At 64.5% G+C, this 23379-nt stretch carries 20 protein-coding genes; 17 read left to right on the top strand and 3 right to left on the bottom strand.

The genetic code is table 11. The features are described 5' to 3' along the window. Positions 1-99 precede the first annotated feature (99 nt). From ACIBJI_RS04915 to ACIBJI_RS04850, 14 genes are all read left to right on the top strand, one after another. A complete protein-coding gene (locus ACIBJI_RS04915; RefSeq protein ID WP_396955263.1) occupies positions 100-1446 on the top strand; it encodes an aldehyde dehydrogenase family protein in 1347 nt (448 codons plus the stop codon). A 280-nt stretch (positions 1447-1726) separates the two neighbouring features. Then, complete coding sequence (locus ACIBJI_RS04910; RefSeq protein ID WP_364359493.1) at positions 1727-3589, top strand: GMC family oxidoreductase; 1863 nt, start codon at positions 1727-1729, stop codon at positions 3587-3589. Between the two features lie 357 nt (positions 3590-3946). Beyond that, on the top strand, positions 3947-4744 hold the full coding sequence (locus ACIBJI_RS04905; RefSeq protein WP_364359496.1) for an ABC transporter permease: 798 nt from the start codon (positions 3947-3949) through the stop codon (positions 4742-4744). Between the two features lie 10 nt (positions 4745-4754). Next, on the top strand, positions 4755-5642 hold the full coding sequence (locus ACIBJI_RS04900; protein ID WP_364359499.1) for an ABC transporter permease: 888 nt from the start codon (positions 4755-4757) through the stop codon (positions 5640-5642). Then, complete coding sequence (locus tag ACIBJI_RS04895) at positions 5639-6805, top strand: MCE family protein (RefSeq protein ID WP_364359502.1); 1167 nt, start codon at positions 5639-5641, stop codon at positions 6803-6805. The genes ACIBJI_RS04900 and ACIBJI_RS04895 overlap by 4 nt, the downstream gene beginning before the upstream one ends. Further along, positions 6802-7821, top strand: a complete 1020-nt coding sequence (locus ACIBJI_RS04890; protein ID WP_364359505.1) for an MCE family protein — start codon at positions 6802-6804, stop codon at positions 7819-7821. The genes ACIBJI_RS04895 and ACIBJI_RS04890 overlap by 4 nt, the downstream gene beginning before the upstream one ends. A gap of 40 nt (positions 7822-7861) precedes the next feature. Further along, positions 7862-8818 carry an MCE family protein gene (locus ACIBJI_RS04885; RefSeq protein ID WP_364359529.1) on the top strand — a complete coding sequence of 319 codons (957 nt, stop codon included), beginning with the start codon at positions 7862-7864 and terminating at the stop codon, positions 8816-8818. Continuing rightward, complete coding sequence (locus ACIBJI_RS04880) at positions 8818-10005, top strand: MCE family protein (RefSeq protein WP_364359508.1); 1188 nt, start codon at positions 8818-8820, stop codon at positions 10003-10005. Before ACIBJI_RS04885 ends, ACIBJI_RS04880 begins: the two co-directional genes overlap by 1 nt. Then, positions 10005-11132 (top strand): MCE family protein, encoded by a 1128-nt coding sequence (locus ACIBJI_RS04875; protein ID WP_364359511.1) that lies wholly within the window; start codon positions 10005-10007, stop codon positions 11130-11132. Before ACIBJI_RS04880 ends, ACIBJI_RS04875 begins: the two co-directional genes overlap by 1 nt. Then, entirely contained in the window at positions 11129-12580 is a 1452-nt protein-coding gene (locus ACIBJI_RS04870) for an MlaD family protein (RefSeq protein ID WP_364359514.1), read from the top strand. Before ACIBJI_RS04875 ends, ACIBJI_RS04870 begins: the two co-directional genes overlap by 4 nt. Further along, a complete protein-coding gene (locus ACIBJI_RS04865) occupies positions 12556-13119 on the top strand; it encodes a hypothetical protein (RefSeq protein ID WP_364359517.1) in 564 nt (187 codons plus the stop codon). Before ACIBJI_RS04870 ends, ACIBJI_RS04865 begins: the two co-directional genes overlap by 25 nt. After that, complete coding sequence (locus ACIBJI_RS04860) at positions 13116-13748, top strand: hypothetical protein (protein WP_364359520.1); 633 nt, start codon at positions 13116-13118, stop codon at positions 13746-13748. The genes ACIBJI_RS04865 and ACIBJI_RS04860 overlap by 4 nt, the downstream gene beginning before the upstream one ends. Positions 13749-13767: 19 nt before the next feature. After that, on the top strand, positions 13768-15252 hold the full coding sequence (locus ACIBJI_RS04855) for a long-chain fatty acid--CoA ligase (RefSeq protein ID WP_364359532.1): 1485 nt from the start codon (positions 13768-13770) through the stop codon (positions 15250-15252). Between the two features lie 104 nt (positions 15253-15356). After that, positions 15357-16583, top strand: a complete 1227-nt coding sequence (locus ACIBJI_RS04850) for a helix-turn-helix domain-containing protein (protein WP_364359523.1) — start codon at positions 15357-15359, stop codon at positions 16581-16583. A gap of 203 nt (positions 16584-16786) precedes the next feature. Here ACIBJI_RS04850 and ACIBJI_RS04845 read toward each other — a convergent pair whose 3' ends face one another. Beyond that, positions 16787-17473 carry a WS/DGAT domain-containing protein gene (locus ACIBJI_RS04845; RefSeq protein WP_364359526.1) on the bottom strand — a complete coding sequence of 229 codons (687 nt, stop codon included), beginning with the start codon at positions 17471-17473 and terminating at the stop codon, positions 16787-16789. Between the two features lie 127 nt (positions 17474-17600). Then, entirely contained in the window at positions 17601-17972 is a 372-nt protein-coding gene (locus ACIBJI_RS04840; RefSeq protein WP_397083095.1) for a hypothetical protein, read from the bottom strand. 473 nt (positions 17973-18445) lie between these two features. Between ACIBJI_RS04840 and ACIBJI_RS04835 the strand changes: the two genes are divergently transcribed. The 3 genes from ACIBJI_RS04835 to ACIBJI_RS04825 all read left to right on the top strand — a co-directional run bounded on the left by ACIBJI_RS04835 (position 18446) and on the right by ACIBJI_RS04825 (position 22077). Continuing rightward, positions 18446-18871, top strand: a complete 426-nt coding sequence (locus tag ACIBJI_RS04835) for a hypothetical protein (RefSeq protein WP_397083093.1) — start codon at positions 18446-18448, stop codon at positions 18869-18871. 133 nt (positions 18872-19004) lie between these two features. After that, complete coding sequence (locus ACIBJI_RS04830; RefSeq protein WP_397083719.1) at positions 19005-20747, top strand: acyl-CoA dehydrogenase; 1743 nt, start codon at positions 19005-19007, stop codon at positions 20745-20747. A gap of 373 nt (positions 20748-21120) precedes the next feature. Continuing rightward, the gene (locus ACIBJI_RS04825; protein WP_364360221.1) at positions 21121-22077 is read left to right on the top strand and encodes a cyclase family protein; all 957 of its coding nucleotides are present in this window, start codon (positions 21121-21123) and stop codon (positions 22075-22077) included. A gap of 1074 nt (positions 22078-23151) precedes the next feature. Here the strand turns inward: ACIBJI_RS04825 and ACIBJI_RS04820 are convergent. After that, positions 23152-23379: hypothetical protein (locus tag ACIBJI_RS04820; RefSeq protein WP_397083091.1), on the bottom strand; the 228-nt coding region annotated here is incomplete at its 5' end.

Below are 23379 nucleotides of genomic sequence, written 5' to 3'. Positions count from 1 at the left end.
CCGTCGCCGAAGGCGTGACGGAACTCCTCAGAGGTAACGAAGATGTCTATACCGACTACCGCAACAGCGGTCTCCAATTTGCCCGACATCCCCGATGCGATGGCACGGGTTCGCCGCGAGTTCGCCTCGGGCCGGACCCGAGACCGCACTTGGCGTGCGGAGCAGTTGCGGAACGTGATCCGGCTGCTTGATGAGCAGGAGGATCAGATCGTAGCCGCGCTGGCTAGTGATCTTGGACGCAGCCGGGCCGAAGCCTGGTTGGGCGATATATCGTCCACCAGGGGTGAGGCCGTGTTCGCCCTGAAACACCTGCGCCGGTGGATGCGTCGGCGGCGGCAGCCGCTGTCGCTGGTGCAGTATCCGGGTTCGGCCTGGGTGCAGTACGAGCCGCTCGGCGTCGTTCTGGTCATCGGCCCGTGGAATTACCCGGTGTACCTGACTCTTTCGCCGCTGGTGGCCGCGCTCGCCGCGGGGAACTGCGCGGTGCTCAAGCCGTCCGAGTTGGCGCCGGCCACCTCGGCCCTACTGGCTCGGCTGGTTCCGGAATACCTGGACTCCGAGGCGGTCGTCGTGGTCGAGGGCGACGCCCCGGTCACCCAGGAGCTGCTGGCGCAGGGTTTCGACCACGTACTGTTCACCGGCGGCGACCAAATCGGAAGGAAGATCATGGCCGCGGCCGCGGCGACGCTGACTCCGGTGACCTTGGAGCTCGGCGGTAAAAGCCCGGTAATCGTGACCGCCGACGCCGACCTCGCTATCGCGGCCCGCCGGATCGCCTGGGTCAAGTGCGTGAACTCGGGACAGACCTGCATCGCGCCGGACTACGTGCTGGCCGATCACCGTATCCGGGATCGGCTGGTGGACGAGATCGTAGCGGCGATCGAGCAATTCGAGGGGGAGGGGGGCGCAGTCGGCCGCCGGATCGTCAACGAGCGCCAATTCGCCCGACTGGCTACCTATCTCGCGCGGACGCGCGGCACGATCGCGCTGGGCGGGCGGGTCACCGAGGCGTCGTTGTCGATCGAGCCGACCGTGATCGTCGACCCGGATCCCGACGATGCGGTCATGCAGGAGGAGATCTTCGGACCTATCCTGCCGGTGCTGTCGTACGAAAGCCTCGACGATGCGATCTCGTTCGTGAACTCCCGGCCGAAACCGCTTGCCGGGTACTACTTCACGAAATCGGCGGCGGTGGGCGAGCGCCTGGTGGACGAGATCCCGTCCGGCGGTGCGGTGATCAACCATGTTGCCATGCACTGCCTGGTGCCGCAGCTTCCGTTCGGAGGTGTCGGCGCCAGTGGCATGGGCGCCTACCACGGCCGCTGGGGGTTCGAAGCACTCAGTCACCGGAAATCGGTGTTGCGCAAGACCTTCCACCCGGATCTGCAGCTGATCTATCCCCCGTACAGCAAACGGGCGCTGCAAATCCTACGAAAGATCTTCTAGCTACTTGCCCCCGAAAATTCGCCCTGCGAAGGGATCTCTGAGATTCCGAAGACTCCCGCCGATGACCGGAACCCAAACCGACAATCCTCGTGCCGCTGTTCGGGCTGATCCTGTCCCCGCTCCTGATACCCACAGCGGTAGAAATCGCTGGGTGTGGGCGGGACAGGCTACAAGTGAAAGAACCGTGACCGCCTACCGTCGCGAGACCAGCGGTTCGAATCCCTCCGACTTCCGGATGACCTCGCCTCGCCTGAACGCGATCCTGAAAGGTAAAGTGCCCATGACTTTCGATTACGACGTCATAGTCGTCGGCTCGGGCTTCGGTGGCAGCGTGAGCGCGCTGCGCCTGACCGAGAAAGGTTACCGCGTCGGTGTTTTCGAGGCCGGCCGCCGGTTCGCCGACGACGAGTTCCCGCAAACCTCGTGGCGTATCCGGCGCTACCTATGGGCACCGGCGCTGGGATGCTACGGAATTCAGCGGATGACGCTACTCAAGGACACTTTTGTGCTGGCCGGAGCCGGGGTGGGCGGCGGCTCCCTGGTATACGCAAACACCCTGTACGAGCCGCCGGATACCTTCTTTGCCGACGGCCAGTGGGCGCGTATTACCGACTGGAAGGCCGAGCTGGCCGCGCATTACGACCAGGCGAAGCGCATGCTGGGTGTCACTGTCAATCCGGCGATCACGCCTGCGGACCGCGTCATCGCGGAGGTCGCGCAGGACATGGGAATCGCCGACACCTACCAGCGCACACCGGTGGGTGTGTTCTTCGGCGGGCCCGGGCGCCGGCCGGGCGAGGATGTTCCCGACCCGTTCTTCGGCGGCGCCGGGCCGGACCGGCGCGCCTGCACCCACTGCGGCGAATGTATGACCGGCTGCCGGCACAACGCCAAGAACACACTGGTGAAGAACTACCTCTATCTGGCCGAGCAGGCCGGCGCCACCGTGCATCCGCTGACGACAGTGACCGATGTCCGCCCACTGCCGGACGGCGGTTACCAGGTCACCACGGCCCGCACCGGCCGGTGGATGCGCAAGCGGCGGCAGCGATTCACCGCCGAGCAGGTCGTGTTCGCCGCCGCTGCGCTGGGCACGCAGCAGCTGCTGCACCGGCTGCGCGACCGGGGCTCGCTCCCCGACCTGTCCGCCCGGCTCGGGTATTTGACCCGGACCAATTCCGAGGAGCTGCTGGCGGTTCGCAGCCGAGACAAGTCCCGCGACTTCTCCAAGGGCATCGCGATCACCTCCTCCGTCCACCCGGATCCGGACACGCACGTGGAACCGTTGCGATACGGCAAGGGCAGCAACGTCATATCACTGTTGACCACCGTGATGGTCAGCGGCGACGGCCCGCGCGGACTGGACTGGCTGCGTGAACTCGGCCGGAGCCGCCGGGATCTGGTCCGGATCCACAATCCGCGTCGCTGGTCGGAACAGACGATCGGCCTGCTGGTGATGCAGTCGGCGGACAACTCGCTCACCTCCTACACCCGGCGCGGCCTGTTCGGCCGACGCATGACCACCAAACAGGGTGAGGGACAACCGAATCCGGCCTGGATCCCGGCCGGCCACGAGGTCGCGCGGCGGCTGGCCGAGAAGATCGACGGTGTCCCCGCGGCGGCCACCAGCAGCAGCGTCTTCAACATTCCGATGACCGGGCACTTCATCGGCGGCTGCGCTATCGGCGACAGCGCAGAGACCGGCGTCGTCGACCCCTACCACCGGCTGTTCGGTTATCCCGGCCTGCACGTCGTCGACGGATCGACCATCTCGGCGAATCTGGGCGTGAACCCCTCGCTCACCATTACCGCACTGGCTGAACGTGCGATGTCGTTATGGCCCAACCGCGGTCACGCCGATCCGCGCCCCGCACCGGGTGCGGCGTACCAGCGGGTCGCGCCGATCGCGCCCGCGCACCCGGTAGTGCCGCCGGCCGCGCCGGCCGCCCTCCGGCTGCCCATCGTCGGCATCACCAACGGAGACACCGATGGTCGGGCCGACTGGCCGGATGCAGCGTTCGGTGCCGCCACCACTAGCAATTCCGGTAGGAAGCTGCAGGGCCGACCAGGGCCGGTACTGGACGACAGCCCGGCCCGGCCATCGAACTGGACTGCATGTTCCGACAAGGAGATTCACCGGTGAGGACGTCGCTTCGATCCGCCGCTGCGATCACCGACCGGGCCGCTGAGACCGTCCGTGCCGTGCGGACAGAAATAGATCTTCGATGTTGAAAATCCGGCCCACCGAATTCGAGGAGGGCGACCTCGACGCCGGATCTGCAGCTGATCTATCCCCGTACGGCAAACGGGCGCTGCAGATCCTACGAAAGATCTTCTAGGAGGCCGCTGAATCAGCGGTTTTCTGGGTCATCGGTTCGGTGAGTTGTCCGGTGCGGCGACCCGGCCGCTGCGGTTCGCGGCGGGCGGATATGGACAGCGACTTCAGCGCGGTGTGATCGCGGGCCGGTTAATCGGTTTCAGATTTCTGAAAGGTTCAACGATGGTGGAATCCGGCGAGATCTCCTCGCCTGCCCGCTGGGACAGAACACGGTCCGCCGCGGAGGTCGTCCCACGTGCGGTGGGAGAGTTTTTCGGCACCACGCTGGATACCCTGCGGACGCTGCCCCGGCGGCCCTTCCAATTTCGGGAGTTCGTTCATCAGGCCTGGTTCATCGCCAGTGTATCGATTATGCCGACCTTGCTGATCGCGATCCCGTTCTGCGTCATGGTGATCTTTCAGATCAATGTGCTGCTCAACGAGATCGGAGCCATCGACCTGTCCGGCGCTGGCGCCGGAATCGCCGTGATTCGCGAGATCGGTCCGGTAGCAACCGTTTTGGTGGTGGCCGGTGCAGGCGCGACGGCGATCTGTGCGGACTTGGGCGCACGGACCATCCGCGAGGAGATCGACGCGATGCGGGTGCTGGGCATCGACCCGATACATCGGCTCGTCGTGCCTCGGGTGCTCGCCTCCACGGTCGTCGCGCTGTTCTTGAACGGACTGGTCACCGCAGTCGGCCTGGCCGGTGGCTACCTCTACGCGGTCTATCTCCAGGGCGCGACACCCGGCCAGTTCATTACCGCGATTCCGCTTTTGACCGGGATACCGGATCTGCTGGTCAGCGAGCTCAAAGCCGGGATATTCGGGCTGTTGGCCGCGCTGGTCGCATGCCATCTGGGTCTACATGCGAAGGGCGGCCCGAAAGGGGTCGGGGACGCCGTCAATCAGACCGTCGTTTTCAGCTTCGTCTTGTTATTCCTGGCCAACTCCATCATCACCACCCTGTGGCTGCAATGAACGGACCGATATGACCATCACCAGCCAACAGCCGTCCGCGGCCGAGCTGCTACGACGGAAGTCGTGGGGGCGCAGCGTAACCGCCGCCGCTGCGCGCCCCGGCGACGCCGTCGGCGGCCTCGGCCACCAACTGTCGTTTCACTTGCACGGAATCGGTTGGATTCCACGCACACTGCGCCGCTATCGCGGTGAGGTGGTCCGCTTGATCGCCGAGGTCAGTCTGGGATCCGGTGCGCTCGCGGTGATCGGCGGCACCGTTGTTGTCATCGGATTCCTCACCGCCGCCGCCGGTTACGAGGTCGGCCAGCAGGGAGCCACCTCGCTCGGGCGCGTCGGCGTCGAAGCGATGTCCGGATTCATTTCCGCATTCTTCAATACGCGTGAGGCCATTCCGGTGGTGGCCGGTGTCGCGTTGACCGCGACCGTGGGCGCTGGGTTCACCGCGCAGTTGGGTGCGATGCGGGTGAGCGAGGAGATCGACGCACTCGAGGTGATGTCGATTCCCTCGGTTCCGTATCTGGTGACGACCCGCATCCTGGCCGGGCTGCTCGCGATTATCCCGCTCTATGGCATCGCGCTGTTCATGGGCTACGCCTCGACCCAATTTGTCAGCATCGTGCTGTCCGGACAGTCACCGGGCACCTACGACCACTACTTCAATCTCTTCCTCGTGCCGACCGACGTGCTGTGGTCGCTGTTGAAAGTCATCGTGTTCTCGGTGGTCATCATGTCGGTGCACTGCTATCACGGCTATCACGCCGCGGGCGGCCCCGCGGGTGTCGGGGTGGCGGTGGGCCGGGCGGTGCGCACCTCGTTGATCGCGATCATGATCATCGACCTGATCATCGGAGTCGCCGTCTACGGCGGCGTCCACTCGACCGTTCGGGTGTCCGGATGACCCTGGAAGTCTCCCGGCGCCGCGCCCTGCTGCTCGGCATCAGCGCCATCGCCGCCTTCGTACTTGCCTGGACCGGCGCAATCGCCTCCTGCAGTGGCGAATTCGTCGCCAGCACTCGCGTCTACCTGCTCGCCGACCGGGCCGGGCTGCTGATGGGGCCCGGATCCGATGTGAAGGTGCGCGGCGTGGTCATCGGGCGGGTCAGCGCCGTCGAAGTCGACAACGATCGGGCGAAGCTGACCTTGGACCTGAATCCCGGCCAGGCGCGGCGGATTCCGGCGAACGTCGGCGCCGAGATCGCCCCGACCACCCTGTTCGGGCGCAAATTCGTCACCCTGGTCTGGCCGGATCAACCGGCGGCGACGACACTCGGTGCGGGCTCGACGATCGATGGGTCGAAGGTCAGCGTCGAAGTGAACGACGTGTTCGACACACTGCTCGCCCTACTGAAAACCGTTGAGCCGCAAAAGGTTAACGCGACACTGGCCGCGCTCGGCACCGCCCTGGACGGGCACGGCGCGCGGTTCGGCGACCTACTGGTGTCCACCGATCGCTACCTCGGGCAGTTCAACGAGGCGATACCGACATTGCGGCGCGACGTGCCACTGCTGGCCGACAATCTCGACACCTTGGCAGCGGTCACACCGGATGTCATGGCCACGCTGAAGAATCTGTCGACGACCAGCACCACCCTCGTCGAGAAGCAGGCGAGCCTGAGCGCCTTCCTGCTCTCGTTCACCCAATTCGGCAATACCGGAGCCGCATTCACGAGCGCTTCGTCCGCGCCGTTGATCGGTGCCGCCGACGCACTGGAACCGACCACCGGGGTGCTCGCGGAACAGTCTCCGTCGTTCACCTGCTTGCTGTCGGCTCTCGATCACGATCGCGGGTTCCTCGAGAACGCGCTCGGCGGTGGGCGGCCCGGTTTGAACATCCTGAGCAGCCTCTTGCTGGGTGACGCGCCCTACCGCTATGACAAGGATCTGCCCGTGAACGGTGCCAACGGCGCTCCCTCCTGTTATGGATACCCCTACACGAAGGAGAGCCCAGCTGCGGGCCATATCGACTTCGACACCGGCACAACGGTATACGGGCCGATTCGCGGTCCGGAGGATCTGCTGGGTAACCCGTTCGCCGCACTGATATATGGACTGACACGATGATCGCCCGCCACGCCGGACTCAAGCTGATTATCTTCCTGGTGATCACTACGGTCATCTCGGCCATGCTCGTCGTGGTCGTCGGCGAATTGCGTTTCGTGCCGACCCACACCTACCGTGCGCTGTTCACCTCGGCCTCGGGCATGAAATCCGGCGATGACGTCAAGCTCGCCGGAGTGCCGGTCGGCAAGGTGAAATCCGTCGAATTCGCTCACGATCGGCTCGTGCAGGTGGCCTTCACCGTCGACCGGGACATCGAAGTCCATATCAGTTCGCGTGCCGCGATCAGATACAAGAATCTGGTCGGCGATCGCTACCTGGAGTTGACCGTCGAACCCGACGGTTCAGGCGTGCGTTCCGAGCAGGATCCCATTCCCGTTACCCAGACTGCTCCGGCGCTCGACATCGACAGTCTCGTCAATGGTTTCAAGCCGCTCCTACAGGGATTGGACCCGGACCAGGCCAACAGGCTGTCGGGATCGTTGATCGCGGTGCTCAACGGCCAGGAGCAGAATATCGCCGCGTTCGTGGAGCAGATCGGCTCACTGGGCAATACGCTGGCCGATCGCGACCAGGTCATCGGATCGACGATCGACAATCTCGGCGCGGCGCTTGCGGTAATCGATCAGCGCGGCAAGCAATTCGACACACTGGTCGTCGACTTGCAACAGGTCGTCAGCGGTCTCAACGCGGATCGGGACACCATAACCGCAGGTCTGACCGGCATCGACTCGGGCACCGCCGAAATCGCCGGACTACTGCGCGACGACCGCCCCGCCATCGCCGGTGACGTCGCACAGCTGCAACAGCTGGCGGGCAACCTCGATGCCAATTCCGACTCGCTGTCGCTGTTGCTCGCGAAGCTGCCCATCACCTATCGCCTGGCGGGGCGGGCCAGCAGTTACGGCAGTTTCGTCAATTTCTTTCTCTGTGGTCTCACGATCCGGTACCCGGCGATCGGTGGCTCCGGCTACCAGGACTCGCCGACGTTCACCGTCCCGGCCGAAAGGTGCAAGTGACGCCGCAATGAAACCCTTCTCCGAACGTAACCCCGTACGAATGGGCTTGGTGGGCACTGGCATTGCCGTTGCCCTGCTCGTCGGCGCGTTCAATTACCAGCGCATCCCCGGGCTGCCGGGACATCAGACGATGGTGGCCGAGTTCGCCGATGCCAGCGGCCTGAACGCCGGTGACGCCGTGCAGATTTCGGGCATCAAGGTAGGTACGGTCGACCGCATCACGCTGGGCGGCGACCACGTCGATATCGCCCTGCGCGTGGACACCCATGATCAGCGTCTGGGTACTCGCACGACCGCCGCGATCAAGGTCGAAACGGCGCTCGGCCGCCGCTATGTCGAGTTGCGGCCGGACGGCGACGGCACCATCGGTGATCGAATTCCGTTGGACCACACAACCTCCGGCTACGACCTCACCGAATCGCTGAATCAGCTCACGTCGAAGTTGGCCGACACCGACAAGGCCCAGCTGGCCGATGCCGTGGACAGTGTCTCGAAGGTGCTCGCCGCGTTGCCCGCGAACCTGCGCCCCGCACTGGACGGGGTGTCGCGGCTATCGCAAACGATCGCGTCCCGCGACGGCGCATTGCGCGATCTCCTCGACCACACCGGCAGCGTGACCGGGATTCTCGCCCAACGCAATCAGAACCTCACGACTCTGGTCACCGATGGCGGTTCACTGTTCGCGGCACTCAACGACCGTGCCGCCACGATCCGCGCACTGCTGGTCGATGTTCGCGATGTCAGCACCGAACTGCATGGGCTGGCTCAGGACAACAAGCAGGCACTCGCGCCCATGCTGGCCAACCTCGATCGAGTCCTTGCGCTGCTGAACTCCAACTACGACAACATCAACTCCGCGATCTCCGGTTTGCGGCCGTACGTGACCCAAATGGGTGAGGTCGTCGGCAGCGGACCGTTCTTCGGTGTGCTCCTGCACAACATCACGCCCGCGAACCTCAATGGACAGCAGCCCGGCAGCCCGGGAGGAGGCCGATGATGACCACACTGCGCGCGGGCTGGTCCCGCATCCCCACGCCCGGACGGATTCTCGCCGCGCTGCTCGTCGCGGCGCTGATCAGTACCGGTGTCACCTTCGGGCTCACTCGGAACGCGACCGTCCGCGTCACCGCGTACTTCGGCAACTCGGCCGGTCTGTATACCGGAGACCGCGTCACGCTGCGCGGTGTGCCGATCGGCGCGGTCGACGACATCACGCCCGCGGGTGATCGCGTCCGTGTCACCCTGCATTTCGACTCGGCACACCCGGTGAGCGCCGACACCCACGCCGTGATCGTGGCCCCCACCCTGGTATCGGGCCGCTACATCCAGCTCATTCCGAAACGCGGTTCGGAGCCCGAACTTCAAGACGGCGCGGTGATTCCACTCGAACGCACCGCCGTCCCGGTACCGTTCGACGAGATCAAGAAGCAGGTCACCGACCTGGCCACCCAGCTCGGACCGGAATCCGGCGACCCGATCGGCCCGCTGGCCCGATTCACCGACGCCACCGCGAGCGCGCTACGAGGCAATGGCGCAACGCTGAACGACACACTGGTCAACCTGTCCAAGGCGATGCAAACGCTCGCCGATGGCGGCCCCGACCTGTTCGCTACCGTGCGGAACCTGCAAACCGTGATCTCGGCGCTCGCCGCGAACGACGGACAGGTCCGTACTTTCGTCGACCAGCTGGCCGGAGTGTCGAATCTGTTGAACGACAACCGGACTCAACTCAACGCGGCGCTGCACGCGGTTCAGGCGATGCTGCCCGAGATCCGTACCCTCGTCGCCGAGAATCGCGACGCACTGAAATCCGATGTCACCTCACTGACCCGGATCACCTCGCTGCTGATCGACCGTGAGGACGACCTCGCCCAGATCCTCCATGCCGCGCCGACCACCATCGACGACCTCTACAACATCTACGACCCGTCCTCGAAATCGGCCACCGCCAACGCCAATATCCCGGACTTCCCGGATCCGATGTCGCTGATCTGCGCGCTGCTCACCACAGTCGACGCCCCACCGGCCGAATGTTCGCGCGCCAGTGCGCAATTCGGTGATCTCTTCGGCGCCGCCGTACGCGCCGCCACGGGCGCGGGCTCATCACCCGTCCCCACCCCCGGCCCGTCCGCGCAGCCGGTCATCCCCGGACTGTCCGATCTCCTAGTCCCCGGAGCCCGCTGATGAAAGCTTCTGCACGACTGAGCGCCGGTGGAGTGCTGCTGATCGCGGCACTGCTGACCGCCGGCTGCCGTTTCGACGGCGCCAATTCAATCCCGTTGCCGGGCAATACGATTCATCACGGCTCATACACCATTCAAGTTCAGCTGCGCGATACCCAGAACCTGATCGCCAATTCCTTCGTCAAGGCCGACGACGTCACCGTCGGCACCATCACCGCGATCACCGTCCGTGACTACCACGCCGACATCACCCTCGAGATCGACAAGAGCGTTCGGCTACCCGCGAACACCACCGCCCGGTTGGCGCAGACCAGTGTGCTCGGCGCCCAATACCTCGAGCTGATCTCGCCGTCGCAGAGTAAGTCGGACCGGTTGCTGCGTGACGGCGACGTGATTCCGCTGGCGGCGACCTCGGAGTACCCGGCGACCGAGAACGTACTCGCGGCCCTGTCGCTGGTGCTCAATGGCAGTGGGCTGGAACAGATCCGGACCATCCTGGCCGAACTGAACCAGGCATTCGGCGGCCGGGAGGAGGCGATCAACCGATCCTTCGAACGGCTCGCGACCTTCGCCAACGGGCTGGACACTCAGCGCGACAATATTGTGCGCGCCATCGACAGCCTCGACGCGCTGGCGAAAGAGCTTGCCGCGCAGAAGGACACACTCGGCACCGGCATCGAGCAGATCCAACCGGCGTTGGCCGTGCTCGACGAGCAGAAGGCACAGCTCACGACCATGCTCGACAGTACCGGGAAATTCGGCGCGCAAGCCGCGGCGGTGCTGCACGACAGCCGCGACAACCTCAGCGCCGACCTGCACAACTTGCAGCCCACACTGACCCAGCTCGCCGCGGCCGGTTCCGATCTCAGCGGGGCACTGCTGCTCGCCCTCAGCTTCCCGTTCCCGGTCACGGTGGCCGAGCGGGCCATCAAGGGCGACTACCTCAACCTGTTCCTCACTCTCGACCTCACCGTTGAAGGCATCCAGAACAAGGTCCTCGGCAGTATTCCGTTCAACCGCCTGGTCCCCATGTCCAATCGCGCCGTGAATCCGCTCATCGCACCGACCCTGCCGGCGTCTGCCGATGGGATGGCGCCGGCAGCCGACCCGAATGGGGGACCGCGATGAAGACCCGTCTCGTCAAGGGCCAGCTCATGGCTTTCACGCTGCTCGCCGTGGTGAGTCTGCTCTACGGCCTGGTCAACTACGTGGGCATCCAGCGGCTCACCGGACTCGGAACATACACGGTGACAGCGGATTTCGAGAACGGGAGCGGGGTGTACGAATCCGGTGCGGTCACCTATCGCGGGGTGGAGGTCGGCCGCGTCGCCGGAATAGATCTCGAGGGCGATCTCGTGCGTGTGCGCATGCAACTGCGCAACGACTACCGAATCCCGGCCTCGGCGGGAGCAGCCATCAAGAGCATGTCGGCGATCGGTGAACAGTATGTGGATCTGATTCCTTCCGACGACAAAGGCCCTTACCTCCGGGACGGCAGCGCCATCCCGCGGTCGAAGACCAGTGTGCCGATACCCACCGCGCGAGTGCTCGACCAAACACAGACGCTGCTGAAGAGCGTATCCACCGACTCGCTGCGAACCGCGATAGACGAAACCTTCCAGGCCGTCAACGGCACCGGCCCCGCCCTGGCGACACTGATCGACTCTTCCGCCGATCTGCTCGCCCTCGCGCAAGCCGATATCGATCCCACCCTCACCCTGCTGTCCGACGCCGAGCCGCTGCTGCGCACCGGAACCTCGGTCCGGACCGAAATCCATTCCGCGACTCGGGATTTGGCCGGGTTCACCGAGCAGTTGGCGCAGAGCGACGAGCAAGTGCGGGAGGTACTGGAGCAAGGCCCCGCCACCGCCGATACCATCTCCGGTACGCTCGCCGACCTCACGACGCCGCTCCCGGTGCTGCTGGCCGACCTGCAAACCTTGGGACAGGTGCTGCGGGTCGATATCGCGGGTGTTCGGCAGATCCTCGTCGTATATCCGGCGCTGGCAACAGCGTTGAACTCCAGCTTCGTCGGCGGTGGGTTCCAGACGAACGGTGACACCATGGGCGCGCAGATCCCACTGGACGTCAAACTGGGAAACACCGAGAACTCACCACCGTGCACGGAGGGCTACCAGGGCACCGTCCGCCGCGACCCCTCGGATACAGGTCCCGCCGAGGTGTCCGCCAACAACTATTGCCGCATTTCCCCCGATAACCCGAAGGTGGTCCGCGGCGCCCGAAACCTTCCATGCGCCAGCGATCCCACGGTCCGTACCGCCGAGGTGGCGAATTGCCCAGGCGGACTGCCCTCGACCTGGCCGGGGATGCTCGCCCATCCCGGTGATCCCGCACCGGGCGCGGCTCCGCAACTCTCCGATCCCGGCAAAGCCGCGCCGGCCGTTCCCGCCCCGATGCCACCCCCTTCCACCCCGGCGGCGATCACCACCCCGTATGCGGAATACGACGGGACTTTCCGTGGACCGGACGGGATCACCTATGTCCTTGGGCACTCGGCCCAATCGGTCACCCAAGCAAAGGAGTACCAGGGATGGCAATCACTGCTGATCAAGTAGACGTGGCCGAGGTCGCGTCCGACTCCGGAGTGGGGGAACCGCGGTCACGTCCGGGTCCGTCATGGCGGGTATGGGCTATCGCCGTTCTCGCCGCGGCCGTGGTGGCGTTGGGTGGCGTCAGCATGCAGCTGTGGCTCGATGTCCGGCACAACCAACAGGACGACAGCCGCGACCATGCCGTACTCGACACTGCCCGCCGCATTGCCGTCCAGTTGATCACGCTCGATCATGCCTCGGCAGAAAAGAATCTCGGGGCGATCGCCGCCGATTCGACCGGATCGTTCCGTGACCAATGGGACAAGATCTCCGGCAATTTCGTCACGGTGCTGCGCAACGGCAACGTCGAATCCACCGGGGAGGTCAAGGAAGCCGGGATCGTCGCGATCAATGACAGCCAGGCCACCGTGCTGACAGCGGTTACTTCCACGGTTAAGAACACCGAAGCCCCCGAGGGACAGCAGCGGGTCTACCGCATGAAGATGACTCTCGACCACACCGGCGGCCGATGGCTCGTCTCGAACGTGGAGTTCGTCGCATGACCGCCGGCGCCACCGACAACGCGGTCGATGTCGATGTAGAAGAACTCGACCTGGAAGAACTCGACAATGCCGAGTCCTCGGCACAGGCGGGCGGGTCGCGACAGCGCCTCCCACAACGCTGGTTCCGGCGCCTGTCGACGATGAACAAGCGGACGACGATCACCACCTTTGTCGTACTGGTGCTGCTGCTGGGCGCGGCGACCACCACGACGGTTGTCTTCGGACGCAGCGTTTCGCAGCACAAAGCGACAACGGCCGCCGCGCAGTCCGCTCAGGAATCGGCGCGATCGAAGATCTCCACCGTGCTGTCGTACAACTTCAATACGATCGACACCGAATTCCCTAGGGGCACAGACAATCTGACCGGCAAGTTCCGGAGTGATTTCGCCGAACTCAGTTCGAAGGTGATCATCCCCATCGCCCACCGAGATTCGATCATCACCACGGCGAAGGTTGTCGAATCGTCGATCGTCACCGCGGCCGCCGACAAAGTCACAGTGCTGCTATTTCTCAACCAAGAGACCTCGAGCACCAAATACCAAGGACCTCGCCTGGATGGCAGCCGAATTCGAGTCGGCATGACCAAGGTCGACGGCCAATGGCTGATCTCCGACATCACGCCCGTCTGATATCCGAAGAAGGAAATAGCTGATGAACCTTGCTGAAAATCTCGTGATCACCGCGCGCAACCACTCGGCTCAAATCGCGATTCGACTCGATGAAGTAACCATCTCGTACGCGCAACTGGAAGCGCTCAGTCAGCGGGTCTCCGGGATACTGGCCGAATACGATGTCGCGGTGGGGGATCGGGTCGCGATCATGCTCCCGAACGTCCCGCAGTTCGCCGCTCTCTACTACGGCATCCTGCGCGCCGGGGCAATCGTCGTGCCGATGAACCCATTGCTCAAAGAGCGTGAAGTCGCCTACTATCTGCGCGATTCCGGTGCCAAGATCATTTTTGTCTGGCAGGGCTTCGACGCCGAAGCCTCCGCAGGTGCCGAGCGGACGGGCGCTAGCGTGATCACGGTTGATCCGATTGCGTTTCTCGATCGGGTGATGGCCACCGAGCCGCGCGACATCATGGTCGATCGCCAACCCGATGACACCGCGGTAATCCTGTACACCTCGGGCACCACCGGTCAGCCGAAGGGAGCGGAGCTGACTCACTCCAATCTCGCGGGCAATGTAGACGTGTGCGCCGAGACACTGATTCACGCGCGTTCCGAGGACGTGATTTTCGGTGGGCTACCGCTGTTCCACGTGTTCGGGCAGACATGTGGGTTGAACGTCGCTGTGCGGGTGGGCGCGACGCTGACACTGCTGCCGAGGTTCGACCCGGCCAAAGTTCTGGAAATTCTGGTCCGGGATGGGGTGACGATCTTCGGGGGAGTGCCGACGATGTACTCGGCGTTGCTGAACCAACCGGGCGCGGCCGACGTCGATCTCGGCGCGCTGCGCGTCTGTGTCAGCGGCGGATCCGCACTGCCGGTTGAGGTTTTGCACGCATTCGAGAAGCAGTTCGGGTGTGTTCTGCTCGAAGGATACGGGCTGTCGGAGACTTCGCCCGCCGCTTGTTTCGCTCACCCCGACAGGACCCGTGTCCCCGGTTCCATCGGAACTCCGGTCCGAGGTGTCGAGTTGAAGGTGGTCGACAACGATGGCCGCGCCGTAGCAGACGGTGCCATCGGTGAGATCGTGATCCGTGGCGACAACATCATGAAGGGTTATTGGAACAAGCCCGAGGAGACAGCCGAGACCATCATCGACGGCTGGTTCCACACCGGCGATCTCGGTCGAGTAGACGAGAACGGCAACTACTTCATCGTCGACCGCAAGAAGGACATGATCATTCGCGGCGGCTACAACGTGTATCCACGTGAAATCGAAGAGGTGCTCTACGAGCACCCCGATATCGCCGAGGCGGCGGTGCTCGGTGTGGCCCATGGCGAACTCGGCGAGGAAGTCGGTGCCGCCGTCGCCCTCAAACCCGGTGCCACTGTTACCGCTGAAGAATTGCGCGACTTCGTCAAGGAGCGCGTTGCCGCATACAAATACCCGCGCCAGGTCCACATCGTAGACACACTTCCGAAGGGTCCGACCGGGAAAATCCTCAAGCGCGAAATCACCCTCTGAAAGGAAAGATATGCCGCCGGCCGTCATCGCCTACCAGTCGGCCGAGCGCTGATCAGTTGATGCAAAACGGATCGCTGGACCTAGAGGCACTGACCGCAACTTGCGTGGCAGCGGTCGGCGAGGAGCTCAGCCACGGCCGTGGAACCTTGGTTCGCAAGCTCTACCAACGGCTTTCGCGCGAGATCATGGAATTGCGCGGCGATGCGGGTCTCGACAAACTGTTGATCGCGAGCATCGAGGGCAACGTCGAAACCGTGCTGCCTTTTCTTCAGTACGGTGCCGACATCGGCGCTGCGGAGGCCCCGCCCGCAGCCACCGAGTACGCCCGTCGTCTTGCCCAGCACGGCATTCCGGTTCGGGCGCTCGTCCGTGCGTACCGGCTTGCCCAGGACACGGCTCTGCAGCATGCCTTGGCAATCGTCGAGACCAAGGTCAGTGACCCGCAACTGGTTGCCGCCGTCGCCCGCCGGCTCGCCACGGCGAACTTCGCCTACATCGACAGCGTGACCGAACAGGTTCTCGAAGCCTATGAAGAGGAACGCGATCGGTGGCTGCAGGACCGCAACGCGACGCGCGAGGCGCTCATCCTCCAATTGCTCGACTCCGAGCCCGATGACCTCGCCGGCGTCGAAACCACACTCCGCTACCGCTTGTCACACCGCAGACACCTATCCCTGATTGTCTGGTCCCCACTCGCCGAGCAGGCAGGCACGTATGTCGCCAACCTCGCCCGATTCACCAACGACCTCGCCGACGAGCTCGGCTGCGCCCAGCGCCCTTTGTTCCTGCCACGTGATCAAGGAACCGGCTGGGCCTGGCTACCTCTCGCACACACCCCGACCCGTGGGAATCTGATGGAAGCGGTGCAAAAGCTCGCGGCGGGAATCTCAGTCGCGGCGGGAGAAGCAGGCATTGGTATCTCCGCATTCCGCCGGAGCCATCAGCAGGCGCGTCAGGCATACAAGGTCATGCTCGCCGCGGCGGACGACGTGCCCATGGTGGCAACCTTCTCCGAGATCGGCGCCATCGCTCCGCTCTGCGACGATCTCCCAGCCACAAAGGCGTGGGTTGCAGAGACGCTGGGCCGGCTCGCGCTCGATGACCCATCGCACGCCCGTCTTCGGGAAACGTTGCGCGCATTCCTCCTGAGCGGAAGCAGCTATACCGCCACGGCCCAGCAACTCGCCCTCCACCGCAATTCGGTGCTCTACCGGGTTCGCCGAGCCGAGGAGGAAATCTGCCGCCGTATCGAATTACACCGGCTGGACATCGAAATCGCACTGCGGGCCTGCCACTGGCTCGGCAGATCCGTCCTGACCGAACTTGCTTGACAGCCGAGAGGTGCAGGCGGGTGCATAAATCGCGGAGCAGAGTTCGTGCGCCCAACCGAGCTGTACGCCGACGCCGGACATGGCGCCATCCTCCAGAATCGCGAAGTGTTGGTCACCGTGGCCCTGAAATTCCTCGGGCAATAGGCCCTCCCAGTAGAGGACGCTGCCCGATCTGTGGCCGGGCAGCGTCCCGTCTCAACGGACTACTTCGCTTCCTGGAGTTCCGGCACGACGAGTCCGAGCATGGCCTCAATTTCATCCAACGCCTCGCCTGTGTAGACCGCGAGTCTTTGCATGTGCGGTAGCCGATCTCGGCAGCCGACGAACCCGACGTTGAACCGCCCGGCACTGGAGAGCACGGTGATGTTGAGCGCCTGTCCGTGCGCCAGCAACGAAATCGGATAGGTCTCCTGCACCCGTGCACCGCACAGATACAGCGGTTCCAGCGGACCTGGGACATTGGACATCACCAGATTGAAGGGTGGCCGGGAGCGGCCCGCAATTCCGATGATGTTCTGCAGGATGAAGGGGCCGTTCGTCAACACTCCGTAGTAATCGCCGACCACCTGCGGCAGATCATAGAACTTCTGCTTGGCGAGCGTGGTCGACCGGCTGACCAGTTTGATCCGGTCGATCGGGTCGGCAATATCGGTGAACAGTTTCGCAATGACCATAGCGACCGCGTTACCGCGACCGTCCCCCGCGCGACGAACCGAGACCGGCGTTCCGGCCACGAGGCTCTCCTGCGGCACCTCATGGAATTCGCTGAGATAACGACGCAGAGCGCCGGCGCAGATTCCGATGAACACATCGTTGATGCCTTGTTCGAGTACCGCATCGGCGAGCTGTTCGTCGGCCAGAGCGTGGGAAAAGTCCGGTGTGCCAACCATTGTGGCGAAACCACCGAGGACTCGCATGCAAGATCAGGCTCAGAGAGCTGCTTTGAACTCCCAGGTGGTGGCCGCGAATGCCGTGAACAACTTGGGAAGGCCTGCGCCCTTGCCCAGCACGCGGGCGTCACCGGCCCAGCCGAGCTTGCGCCAAGGTGAGCGTGCCCATGGTCAACGCGATGAAGGTTGCGGACGAACAGTGGAGCCTGATCGGCGACTCCGACTGTGATTCCCCGGACGCCACCGACAGCGCAGACTCGCGAACGCTCATCGTGGAGACCTCGGGAGTGTGTACAACGCACTCGAGGTTCAGGCCCGACAGCAGATTCGGGGAGACCGCTCCCGTCATACAGAGCGCGACCATGTCGGGTCGGGCAGTTTCCGGCTCGATTCCCTCTGACATCAGACCGAGTCCCCACAGACCGAAGCCGATGACGGGCGCCCGCAGCCCCTCACCGAACTCGGTCAACATGTAGGCACCGCTGGATGCCTTCGCCACGACGCCGACCCCCTGGAGCCGACGGAGCGACTCGTCAGGCGGTTCGTCCGGCGGCCTGCAGCTTCGCACCGAGTTCGTTGAAGCGCTTGGGTCCGAGGAGCAACTCCCGAATGCGACAGCACCTTTCGGCAAGGTTCCCGCCGACCGCGAGCCAGGAAGCTGACCTCGCTCCCCGCGGCGGCGAGTCGAGCGGCGCGGTATCCGCACGGCGTCGCCGTGATCGGCGGTGCAGGTCAAAGGGTGCGTCGTGCCGGGCAGGCCCGCAACGATCAAAGTCGGACTGCACGCCGCTCTACTTGTGTGCGACATGCTGGGCCCTCGGTGTTGCCCGATTCATCGCCCCACTGATCAGTAGCCCAAGCGCACTGGATGTGCTCGCAGCACATCGCGCAGGGCTGGGAAGGCCTTGTTGACCGACACTGGCCGTTTGTAGGTTGGCATCTCATCCCGAAGCGCGACCGAGGAGTTCGACGTTGACCACTGAGCGGGTGGCCCGCCGGGCGAAAGTCAGCCGGGTCACGGGCTACCGCCGCTTCTGGGACCGCCACGCTCTGGTGACCGCGAAGATGGCGCGCGAAGGCCGCCGCATTATCGCGCGTGTCACGGAGTCCATGGCCAGTGCCCAGCCCCCCACCGAGCAGATCGTCGAGGCGTTCGCCAGTGCGATCCGCATCGCACGAACCGTCCTCTCCCGCACTCTGCTGGAGTCTGGCGAGTTGATCGCCGCAGGTCTGGCCGACGACGCGGCACTGCTGCGGCTGGGCAGCACGCTGGTCGCCGACGGTGTGCAAGGCGAAGGCCGACTGCACCGCGCGCCACAGATCCCGACCGGGCCGCGAGAGCGTAGTACGCCTGTTCGCCGCATGCGTACTCCTCCCCGCGCTACGCCATCGACCTGAACACCGACGAATCGACCAGCGACTGCCTGCGCCGCGCCCTGGCTCCGATGATCACCGGCCTACCCACCCGACCCACCGTGACCGCATGCGATGTGCGGACAATCCAGGACTCGACAGAAAGGACACACTGATGATGTCAGCATGCGACGAGTTGTTGCTCAATCCGGTGAAGTACGCCCCGGAGCATTTCGATCCAGAGACGCGGCGGCTGCTGCGCGCGACGATCGACTGGTTCGAACACCGCGGCAAGCAGCGGCTGACCCAGGATTATCACGACAAGGTCTTCTTTGCCGATTTTCTGGAGTTCGTCGACAAGGAGAGCCTGTTCGCGACGTTCCTGACCCCCGCGCGGGACGGCGCCGGCGATCCGGACAAGCGGTGGGACACCGCGCGGGTAGCGGCCCTCTCGGAGATCCTGGGCTTCTACGGTTTCAACTACTGGTATCCGTGGCAGGTCACCGTGCTCGGGTTGGGCCCGGTGTGGCAGAGCGGCAACGACGCGGCCCGCGCCCGGGCGGCGCGCGCCCTTGCCGATGGCGGTGTCGCCGCGTTCGGCCTCTCCGAGAAGGAACATGGCGCCGACATCTACTCCACAGACATGGTCTTGACCCCCGACGGTGCCGGGGGGTACCGCGCAAGCGGGTCGAAGTACTACATCGGCAACGGTAACTGCGCCAGCATCGTGTCGGTGTTCGGGCGCCTGGCCGGAATCGAGGGCCCCGATCAATACGTGTTCTTCTACGCCGACTCCGGGCACCCGAACTTCCACGTGGACAAGAACATCGTCTCGGCGCAGATGTTCGTCGCCGAGTTCACCCTGCACGACTACCCGGTCACCGCGCAGGACATCCTGCACACCGGCCAGGATGCGTTCAACGCGGCGCTGAACACCGTTAACATCGGCAAGTTCAACCTGTGCTTCGGCGGTATCGGCACGGCGACCCACGCGCTGTACGAGACGATCACCCACGCGCACAACCGGATTCTGTACGGGCACCCCGTCACCGACTTCCCGCACGTACGCCGCCAGTTCATCGACGCCTACGCCCGACTCATCGGGATGCGGCTGTTCGCCGACCGCGCGGTGGACTACTTCCGCACCGCGAACCCCGACGATCGCCGGTACCTGCTGTTCAACCCGATCACCAAGATGAAGGTGACCAGCGAGGCGCAGAAGGTGGTCGCGCTGCTATCAGAGATCGTGGCCGCCAAGGGTTTCGAGAAGGACCAGTATCTGCTGCTCGCGAAGATAGACGTTGACGGGCTGCCCAAGCTCGAGGGAACCGTCGCGGTGAACCTGGCGCTGATCGCGAAGTTCATGCCCGCCTACCTGTTCGACCCACAGCCCTACCCGCCAGTGCCCACCCGGCTCGATGCCGCCGACGACGAGTTCCTGTTTCGCCAGGGACCCGCTCGCGGACTGGCGACGGTCCGGTTCCACGACTGGCGCGCGGTATACGCCGCATCGGCCGCTATCCCGAACGTGGCCCGCTTCACTGCACAGGCCGAACACCTGGTCACTTTGCTCAGCGAGGCCGCCCCGAATGCCGCCCAGCAGGGCGATCTCGACTTCGGGCTCGCCCTGACCGAACTGTTCACGCTGGTCGTGTACGGGCAGCTGATCCTGGAACAAGCCGAGATCGTCGGCGTCGACGCCGACCTGGTGGACCAGATTTTCGACGTACTGGTCCGCGACTTCAACGCTGCGGCAGTCGGATTGCACGACAAACCCTCCACAACCGAGGCCCAGCAGCAGCTCATTCTGGCAGCAATCGGCAGACCCGTCGTTGACGCGGAGCGGTTCGACCTCATCTGGCAGCGTGTCGCCGCGCTGTCCGGCGCCTACGAGATGAACCAAGGACCCCACCATGGCTGAGCCCGCGTCTCGCGGCGACGCGCACCCAGCCGAAGGTTATGGCAGACGTCCGAGGAATGACCGGAACCGTGCGAACCAATTGGTACTTTTGCGGCCGGGCTGCAGCGGTACGGATTGATACTCATTTGCAGCAAACCCGCATGTCCTCCGAACCGTTCCGAGTTCGGGGTCGATTTGGGTTACTTGCGCCGAAATCTGCTGGGGCGAAACGAGATTCGATCACCATCACCGAATTAGGAAGAGTCATGGATTTGCAGTCCCGGCCCACTGATCTAGTGTCATGTCAGTTCAGCGGCCTTGATATGTCGAGAGGGAAGGTGGGATACCCCGCCCGCAGCGCCGCGAACCGCGTGACCGGAGGAGTTGATGGTGGATGACGGCAGGGCGGCCGATGCCCACACAGGACGACGTGCTCGGGTACTTCAACACGCTGTCGAACTGGGGACGGTGGGGTAACGACGACGAGCTCGGCACGCTCAACCACATCACCGACGACGTCCGGCTAGCGGCGGTTCGGGCCGTGCGCCACGGCAGGAGCGTGTCGTGCGCATGGGAGGTTGCCGTGCCGGAGGAGATGGAGCGGTCTACCACGACGTGCCCGTGCGCCGCCGACATGCCAGGTGCCGAGAACATGCCGCTGCCCGGATTCCGCAACGACCGGCACTGGGGCTATTCGAACGAACGGCTCGGAATCCTGTTCCACGGCAACACCATTACCCACGTCGACTCGCCGTGCCACATCTTCTGGGACGGCACGATGTACAACGGGCGGTCGCACTCGTTGGTCGACGCCGTAACGGGATCGGCGTGGGCGGCCGTCACGGCGGCGGCGAACGGGATCGTCACGCGTGGTGTCCTGCTGGACATTGCGAAGGTCCGCGATGTGCCGTGGTTGGAACCGGGGCAGGGAGTGTTTCCCGAAGATCTCGAGGAGGCCGAGCGTCTCCAAGGGGTGCGGGTACGAGCCGGCGATGCGGTACTGCTGCGGACCGGCTATGGCCGCGTCCGGCACGAGGCCGGTGCGACCCGCGGTTTCACGCAGGCCGGGTGGCACGCGTCCTGTCTGCCGTGGCTGCATGAACGGGAGGTCGCGCTGATCGGCGCTGACACCCCCCAGGACGTTCAGCCGTCAGGGTATGACGACATGGCGATGCCGGTTCACACCGTGGGTCTCGTCGCGATGGGTCTGTGGCTGCTCGACAACTGCGACCTGGAGGCGTGTGCGACGACGGCCGCCGAGCTCGGCCAGTGGGACTTCCACCTCGCAGTCGCGCCGATCCGCTTCGCCGGTACGTCCGGCAGCCCGGTCAACCCGATCGCCACATTCTGACGGCGGCATCGATGCGCCGACGTGATCGGCGACTTCTTCGGACTCGGTACCCCGCGCCACGCAGCGATCGGTCTGTGGACTCGCGGAGCCAACAGGCGCGATCAGCGGTGGTGCGCTATCGGCCGATTCGATGATCACTGTCGGTGACTGCCTGCTGGAACTTTTGCTGGTCCTGCACGAACGTGGGCTGTCTTGTCGGAGGATCGCCGCGTACCTCAATGAGAACGGATCGCCACTGCCACTGGTGCGCTCGCGCGCTGGCATAGGGAGTCGGTGTGGAGTCTGCTGCACCCGATAGTGCGCATCGCGACGCGCGGCGCCGGGCTACACCGGCGGCAGACCGGCCTTCGTGCTCGGTGCCGGGGGCGTCGGTCAGGTAGGAGCCACCGCGCTTCAATCCCTGATCGAACTGGCCTGTCCTCGACCACGGGCCTGGCCCTGCACCGAATCACCGTTGCGATGCTTGCCTGGATCGCCGTCGATGACCCGACCGAACAGCGTCGACGCGCTCCAGGACCTCGCGGGCCTGATGGGCGGTCCACGACCGCGAGAGTCCCTACACGGGCGGCGCAGTAGGGCCGTGTAGCGCGTCGAGCGGTCCGAGATCGGTTCTCGTGAGCCATCGTTCGGTCGATGTCCGATAGCGCTCGCGTGGTCCGATCACATCGGAGGAGAGGTGGCCGGATTATGTAATCCGGCCACCCGATGACCTGGGTGCGGAGGTGAAACTCCTCCGCAGGGACACCTCGTATCGGCTTGGACCGGTCCCAGGAGTTGCCCGGCAAGAGTGCGGTCCATCGGTCCCGAATGTCACGGTAGGTGCATGACGTCCGTAGTCGTATGGGCCGGTGTAGATTCGCGCAGAACAGTTTCGATCTACATCGCGACTGACAGTCGGGTGACGTGGGCTCCCGGCACGTCGAGATGGGACCAAGGGCGTAAGACATTCGCGTGCACCAAAGAGCCCTTCATGGACCGTGCGCTATTCGCGTGGCTGCGCTGGGGAACTCTCGCATCTGCGATCGGCGTGGGTTTGTCGAACACGCGGTAGCCGAATCGAGGTCATTGGCGCGGTCAGCTACAGGTCAGTAGCAACTCGAACGCGCTGTGTAGGTCCGCCCCGTCGAAGATCTCGGGGGCAGCGTCCGACGCGGCACGATGCCGGACGGTGTAGTAGGCAGCCAGGTACCGCAGATCGCCCCACGGTTCCAATGCATGGACGCGATCCAGCACCTGCCCGCATCGTAGGCATTCGAGCCACGGAACGACGAGCAAACCTGTCAGGCTGGAGTCTGTGATGCC

The sequence above is a fragment of the Nocardia sp. NPDC050408 genome (assembly GCF_044458905.1).
GTDB lineage: Bacteria > Actinomycetota > Actinomycetes > Mycobacteriales > Mycobacteriaceae > Nocardia.
This window is presented reverse-complemented; position numbering and strand designations above follow the sequence as displayed.